Genomic DNA, 7,690 nt, shown 5'->3' on the forward strand with positions numbered 1-7,690 from the left:
ATTGCAGCATGAGCCGGCAGGGCATTTGCGCCTGGAAATCGAAACCCAGGGGGCTACCGACTTCGCGCAACTGCCGATGGATCGGCTGGATATGTACATCCACGCATCTGACGCTGTGGCGTCCCATCTGCAGGAGTTGTTGCACGAATCTCTCCTCGGCATCGTGGTGCACGATGCACAAGATCCGACCCGGGTGCACGGATACCTCTCAGCCCACGCCCTTCGTGCTGAAGGGTATGAACAGAGTCAGTCCTTGCTGCCTTATTCGCACCGGGCGTTTCAGGGGCACCGGCTGCTGCATGAGTATTTCGCCTTTCCGCCGCGCTTCCGGTTCTTCTCCATCCAAGGTCTGGCGAGTTCGCTACAAATGATCCTCGGAAGGCGTCTGGCCATGACGCTGCTGCTGCGCAAGGCAGCCCCAGACCTCGAACCGGTGGTGGATAGACAAAATTTCCTGTTGCACTGCACACCCGCGATCAACCTGTTTGAGCGCATGGCGGACCGCATCCACGTGTCGGCCGGTGTCAACGAGTACCACGTGGTGATGGAACGCACCCGCCCACGCGACTTCGAGGTGTACAACGTGCTCAGCGTCACCGGCCACCAGGAGGGCCAGGTGAACGACCGGGAGTTCGTTCCCTTGTATGCCTCCGTGCACGGCATACGCTCAGACGACCAAGCGTACTTCGCCGTACGGAGGGAGCCCCGGCTGTTTTCGGAGCACGCCGTTCGTTTCGGGCCCCGGACCCAATACCTGGGCAGCGAAGTTTTCCTGTCGCTGGTGGACCAACGAGCAGCCCCTTTTTCAGACGATCTCAAGCAACTTTCGGTACGCACCCTGTGCACAAACCGCGATCTGCCTCTGCTGATGCCGATCAATCAAGCCGGGGGGGATTTCATCACCCTCGACTCGGCGCCCATCGGCGCCATACGCACCGTCGCTGGACCATCGCGACCCATGGGCAGCGTGGCAGAGAACGAGATCACCTGGAGATTGATCTCGCATCTGTCGCTGAACTACCTGGCGATGACCGACCTCTCGGAGCAGGAAGGCGCAGCCACGCTTCGCGAACTGATGAACCTCTACCTCGCCTTGGGCAACCATGTCCTCACCGGCCAGGTTGCCGGGCTGAAGGAAGTCAGTATTCAACCCATCACCAGACGCCTTGCTCAACACCGCCAGCTGATATACGGCCGGGGAGTGGGGATCACACTCACGGTCGATGAATCTTCGTTCGCTGGCGTGAGCGCATGGCCGCTGGCCTGTGTGCTTGAGCGCTTTTTCGCGCGCCATGTGGGTGTCAATAGCTTCACTGAACTGTCTTTGCACTCTCGGCAGCGAGGACCACTCGCCACATGGGAAGCTCGCCCAGGCCAGAGGCCCAATACATGACCGGCGCAGCATCTCCAAACCGGGAATTTCCGTTGCCGCGGCAAGATGGCAGCGCTGACCTGTGGCAGCGCTTGCGCAGCGATCCACACGCCTTTGATCTGTTTTTCGCCTTGCGATGGCTGCAGGCCCGCCATCCGGATCTACCGGCTTTGGGCCGTGCTGCGCGCCCTCAAGCGGAGCCGATCCGCCTGGGCCAGGACCCTTCTCTCGCCTTCGCCCCGGCCACCATTGCTGAGGTGCTGCCAGCCGTTGCAGGCCAGCCGGAGCGGTTGATGGTCTGGAACTTCGGCCTGTATGGTCCCAATGGCCCGCTGCCAACCCACCTGACGGAGTACGTCCGCGAGAGACAGCGCCAATACGACGACCCGACGCTGGCCCGGTTCTCCGACATCTTCCACCACAGGCTGCTGCTGCTGTTCTTTCGTGCATGGGCCGATGCCCAGCCCACAGTATCCCTGGACCGGCCCGGTGACGGGATGTTCGGGCGCCACCTGGCCAGCATCATTGGCATCGGTGAACCATCAGCACGACGCCGCGATGCGGTGGACGACCACGCCAAGCTTCACATGGCCGGGCACCTCACGCGCATCACCCGCAATCCGGAGGGCTTGCAGCGTGCCATCGCCAGCTACTTTGGAGTGCCCGTCGCTCTGAACGAATACTGCTTGCATTACTTGGAGCTCGAGCCCTCGCAGCAAACCCGTCTCTCGCGGCATCCCTGCAACTCTCAGTTGGGGGTCGATACGGTGGTGGGATCCAGGGTTCCGGATGCGCAAAGCAAGTTCCGGCTTCGCATTGGCCCCATGACACTGGCGCAGTACGAGCGCTTTCTTCCGGGCCATCCAGATTTCCAGGCACTCGTGGACTGGGTGAGGAACTACCTGGGTATCGAGTACGCCTGGGATTTCGAGCTCGTGCTACAGCGTGAGGAAGTCCCCGGCACGCGTCTGGGCGGCGGAACCCGCCTGGGCTGGACCAGTTGGATGCTCGACGGCCCTGCGGCCTCTGATGCGGATGATTTCCGTCTGGACCCGGAAAGCTGGTTGCATTCGCGCAGCCAGCAGGTCAGAGCGCACGCGACCATGCCTCCGGGCGCATGACAAACCCTCGTTGTTAACTCTCCCAGAAATTCTCATCAACGCCCTGCCCCGATACCATGTCTGAGATCAGTCGCCTTGCCCTGTTCGGAAAACTCAACCCGCTGCTTTTCAAATCGCTGGAGGGCGCTACGGTGTTCTGCAAGCTGCGGGCCAACCCCTATGTCGAACTGGTCCACTGGCTGCACCAGTTGCTGCAGGAGAACGACTCCGACCTGATGAGGCTGTGTCGCCACTTCGAGATCGATGCAGAGCAACTTGCTGCCGACGTGCTGCGTAGTCTGGACCGGCTACCACGGGGAGCCACGTCGATCTCCGACTTCTCGGACCAGATTGAGATGTCCATCGAACGCGGCTGGGTCTACGCCACGCTGATGTTCAACGAATCGCAGATCCGCAGCGCCTACTGGCTTTCCGGCATGCTGCGCACCCGGACACTGGCCAATGAGCTCCGATCAATTTCGAAGGAGTTCGAAAAGATCTCCGAGCCATCGCTGAGCGACGCATTCCCCAAACTGCTCCCACTGTCGCCGGAAGCCCGACTCCAGGCAGCTGACGGTTCGGGACTCCAGGGAACGCCAGGTGAAGCCAGCAGTGCGACAACGCCACTCGGCACGGGTAAGCAGGACGCCCTGCAGCGCTATACCGTTGACCTGACCGAACGCGCCCGCCAAGGCGAACTGGACCCGGTAACAGGCCGCGACGAGGAAGTGCGCCAGATGATCGACATCCTCATGCGCCGTCGGCAAAACAACCCCATCCTCGTGGGCGAAGCCGGCGTCGGCAAGACCGCCGTGGTGGAAGGCCTGGCGTTGCGCATTGCCACGGACGACGTTCCACCGCCGCTGCGCGGCGTCCAGCTGCGCACCATGGACGTCGGCCTGCTGCAGGCGGGCGCCAGCATGAAGGGCGAGTTCGAGAACCGGCTTCGCACGCTGCTGGACGAAGTGCAGGCCAGCACCACTCCGATCGTGCTGTTCATCGACGAAGTGCACACCCTGATCGGCGCAGGCGGCCAGGCCGGCACGGGCGACGCTGCCAACCTGCTCAAGCCAGCATTGGCCCGTGGCGTGCTGCGCACGATTGGCGCCACCACCTGGGCAGAGTACAAGAAGCACATCGAGAAAGACCCGGCGCTGACACGCCGCTTCCAGCTGGTACACATCCACGAGCCCGACGAACCCAAAGCCGTGCACATGCTGCGCGGCGTGGCCGCCAAGCTGGAAGCGCATCACAAGGTTCGGATCGCTGACGAGGCTGTGGTGGCCGCGGTAAACCTGTCGCACCGCTACATTCCCGCACGCCAGTTGCCAGACAAGGCCGTGAGCCTGATGGACACCGCATGCTCTCGCGTCGCCATGGCCCTGACGGCAACCCCAGCGCGCCTGGAGGCCGTGATCCGCCAACAGGAGGCGCTCCAGGTGGAGCTGGAGGTGGTGCAGCGCGAGGCCGACCTGGGCATCGCCGATCCAGGGCGCGAGACCGAGCTGGCCGCAGCGCTGGAGCGCTTGCGAGTGGAGAAAGCCACGCTGACCGAACGACTGGCCCGCGAAAATGACCTCGCGCAACGTATCGTCCAGGCAGAAGCAACACTCCTGGCTGCACGGCTTACACGCACGCCGGACGCTGCCAGCGTCGATGCAGCTGCTGCCTCCGCTGAAGCGATGACATCAGCCACACCAGCCGTCTCGCCAGAGGAGCTGGACGCTATGCGCAAGGAACTGCGAGCCCTACAGGGCGACGATCCCCTGTTGCACCCGGTGGTGGATGCGGGCGTTGTGGCCGCCGTCGTGGCCGAATGGACAGGCATTCCCGTGGGCCGCATGGTGCGCGATGAAGTGAAGTCGGTGCTGACGCTGACACATACGCTAGAAAAGCGCGTGATCGGCCAGCGCCACGGGCTGGAGGCCATCACGCGCCGCATACAGACAGCGCGCGCGCAGCTGGACAACCCCAGCAAACCCATTGGAGTGTTCCTGCTGGCAGGCCCCTCAGGGGTGGGCAAGACCGAAACCGCCCTTTCCTTGGCCGAGGCGCTGTACGGCGGTGAACAGAATCTCATCACCATCAACATGAGCGAGTTCCAGGAAGCGCACACCGTCTCCACACTCAAGGGCGCGCCACCGGGCTACGTGGGGTATGGTGAAGGTGGCGTTCTGACTGAAGCGGTGCGCCGCAGACCGTACAGCGTGGTACTGCTCGACGAGATCGAGAAGGCGCACCCGGACGTGCACGAGATGTTCTTCCAAGTGTTCGACAAGGGCTGGATGGAAGACGGCGAGGGCCGCTATATCGACTTCAAGAACACCGTGATCATCCTGACGTCGAATGTGGGCTCGGAGCTGATCGCGGGCCTTTGCAACGACCCCGACCTCATTCCGTCGCCGGAGGCACTGGCCCAGGCAATCCGCCAGCCGCTGCTCGACAAGTTCCCGGCCGCGCTGCTCGGTCGCCTCACGGTGGTGCCGTACTACCCGATTTCCGAAGCGATGCTTGAGCAGATCATTGGCCTGCAAATGCGCCGCATCCAGACACGTATCCAGGTCAACCATGGTGCGCAGTTCGAGTTCGACGACAGCGCCGTGCGGGTGATCAGAGAGCGCTGCAGCGAAGTGGAGTCTGGCGCCCGCATGATCGACGCGATCCTGACCCAGAACCTCCTGCCACGCATGGCCATAGAGTTCCTGCAAGCTTCGGTGGATACAAAGATCATCAGCCGCATCAACGTGAGCGCCGCTGATAACGACTTTGTGATCCGCTACGTCTAGGCCCACAAGCACCCCCTTCGACGCACCGCCACCATGCCCAACGCACGCTTGCTCCGCGACCTGCTTCCCCACCCCTGCACCGCAGAACACCGGGCAGGTACTGTGCCAGCCACTGCCGCCTTGACCGCCTTGGTCGTCTTGGCAGCCTTCGCGATACCGGCGCACTCAGGTCTGCTTGATGGCCTGGGCCGGGCCGGCGAGACCATCACTCGTAGCGAAGGCGCTGTGTCCGCCGGGCAGCAGATGATGTCCACCGGACAACAGGTGATGTCGACGAGCAGGCAGGCGATGGACGCGGGCCGCCAAGCCTGGGATAGCCGCAACGGCATTCCGTTCCAGCCGCCCTCCGGGCCCGCCGTGATGGCGCGCGACGAAGGCGGCCCGGTGCGAATCATTGCCGCCCTCGAACGCGGCGCGGGCGACCCCGTCGCTGCGAGTAGCACGCTGGTGGCGCTGCTCGACCAGGGCGCGTACTTCGTGCAGCGCCAGACCGCGCATGTGACAGCACCTCAAGACCAACTGCTGGCCACCCCCCGCGCAGACAGTTCGGCAGTGTCCATCGACCTTCCAGCAACACCACCGGGAACCCTTTTCGACCTGGGCTCTGGCAGGGTGCGGACCTCAGGTGCCGGCGTAAAGATATTTGCATTGTCTGTGCACACCAGCCTGCCACGCCGGGCGAGCCGCCGCGCGCTGGACGCGATAGAGCAGCACGCCATGCTCACCACCAGCTCGGTGCAGATGGAATGGCCGCTACAACCCGACTTGGCCATGGAAGCGGTGGGCGGCAAGCTGCTGGTATGGGCCAGCGAGTCAGGGGCAGCTTTTCCAGCGGGGTTCGGCGCAGACGGTCGCCTCTTCACACCCGACGACCCCATGGTCCGGCTGCCGCGCGGCTACACCGTCGTGACCCTGGACAGCCGCGGTTTCAGCTTCGACCGCAGCCGCGAGATCGCGCTGGCTCAATATGGGGTGCAGTCCACGGCAGACATCGACCTGACCCGGCTGTCGCCCGGCGACGCTTTCAAGGCATTCACCAGTGTGATGCATGAACGCTACCCGTTCCGCGGCGCGCAGCCCATGGACTGGGCGCGGCTGCAGGCCGAGCTGGCGGACAAGGTGCGGCAGGCCGGTGACCAGCGGGAGCGGCAAGCCATGGCGCAAATCTACGCCGACATTGGCACACGCCTGCAGGACGGCCTGTTCCGCGTCGAACTGCGCGGTGCAGGTGGTCCCCAGGGTCTCACGGCAGGACTCGATGTGGGCCTGGCCGGCCAGTGGCTGCCGCGCGGCATCACGCCCCTGCCGATGCACGGCGTGTGGTGGCTGCCTGATGGCCGGGCCCTGGTAGGCAGCGTCGCTCCACGCTCGGCAGCGGAACTGGCCGGGCTGCGCCCGGGCGCTGAGATTGTGGAAGTCAATGGCGAAAGCATCGGGCGCTATGTGGGCCGCGCCGTACGCTACTCCAACCGCCCCACTGAAGTCGGGCGCCGCCACGATGCCCTCAAGCTGATGGCCTACGATCGGGAAGCCATGGTGCTGAAGGTGCGCCAGGACGGCAAGGAGCAAACCTTCGATCTGCGCCAGCGCGTGGCGGAACGGCCTCAGGCGGCAGGATCAGCCCCCAACAACGAATCGCTGTCAGCGTTCCAGTTGCGCAGTCAATCGGGCCGGCAGTACGGCTACATCGCGCTGAATTCGTTCGCCGACGGCGGAGGCAACCTGGACCAGTGGGAACGCAGCCTTGCAGCCGCCACCCAGGCACGGCTCAGCGGCCTGGTGCTGGACCTTCGGGGCGCCGACCATGGTGCCTATCAGTTGGTTCCCCACTACGCAGCGTCTTTCTTCTCTTACGACCGACCACTGAGGCTGCAGGGCTACGCGCAGCGCCAGGTGGACGCCACCGCCAAGGTGTGGCGCACTCGCGGCAGCCTGGGCCTACCTCCACAGCTGCCGCTGTTCACACAAGGCGGCGCTTACTACGGCGCCCCCTTGGTGCTGCTGACGGGACCGGAGTGCACGGGCCCGTGCGAGATCTTCGCAGCCTGGTTGCAAAAAGCCGGTCGGGCCCAGGTCATCGGGACGGAGCCCACGCCGGGCGCTGTAGGCATGACGACGCGCGTGCTGCTGCCCGGAGACGTGATCGTTCACGCGCCCACGGTGGCAGAACTGGGCGCCAAAGGCGACCACTATGTCTTTGGCAAAGGCGTTGAGCCCGATCTGCGCCTGGCGGCGGACGCAGGCTTCGTCCAACGCGTCATGACCGGTGGCGACCCTGTGCTGGATGCCGCCGTGCAGTGGCTGGACGGTAGGCCCCTGGCACGCTAACAGCAGCGTCATGCGCTCATGTGCCCAAAAAGCAAGCAACCCCTGCTGCAGTGACACAGGCAGGCGAAAATAGCGCATGCCCATCATCCCCGACTTCATCGCCC

General features: G+C 64.1%; 4 protein-coding genes. All 4 read left to right on the forward strand.

Annotated elements, in window-relative coordinates:
- Window positions 1-1,393: type VI secretion system baseplate subunit TssF (gene tssF, locus DBR23_RS08740; RefSeq protein ID WP_108497982.1), on the forward strand; the 1,393-nt coding region annotated here is incomplete at its 5' end.
- Complete coding sequence (gene tssG, locus DBR23_RS08745) at window positions 1,390-2,493, forward strand: type VI secretion system baseplate subunit TssG (protein ID WP_233250350.1); 1,104 nt, start codon at window positions 1,390-1,392, stop codon at window positions 2,491-2,493. The genes tssF and tssG, both read left to right, overlap by 4 nt.
- A 56-nt stretch (window positions 2,494-2,549) precedes the next feature.
- Window positions 2,550-5,258: a type VI secretion system ATPase TssH gene (gene tssH / locus DBR23_RS08750; protein ID WP_108497984.1), complete on the forward strand. Its 2,709-nt coding sequence runs from the start codon at window positions 2,550-2,552 to the stop codon at window positions 5,256-5,258.
- A gap of 120 nt (window positions 5,259-5,378) precedes the next feature.
- On the forward strand, window positions 5,379-7,586 hold the full coding sequence (locus DBR23_RS08755; protein WP_199227668.1) for a S41 family peptidase: 2,208 nt from the start codon (window positions 5,379-5,381) through the stop codon (window positions 7,584-7,586).
- The last annotated feature ends 104 nt before the right edge of the window (window positions 7,587-7,690 follow it).

This window comes from Acidovorax sp. HMWF018 (assembly GCF_003061035.1).
Lineage (GTDB): Bacteria > Pseudomonadota > Gammaproteobacteria > Burkholderiales > Burkholderiaceae_C > Acidovorax > Acidovorax delafieldii.

Excerpts from the sequence above, each read along its gene's own strand:
- tssG (WP_233250350.1), top strand. The coding sequence starts at position 1,390 with ATGACCGGCGCAGCATCTCCAAACCGGGAATTTCCGTTGCCGCGGCAA.
- tssH (WP_108497984.1), top strand. The coding sequence starts at position 2,550 with ATGTCTGAGATCAGTCGCCTTGCCCTGTTCGGAAAACTCAACCCGCTG.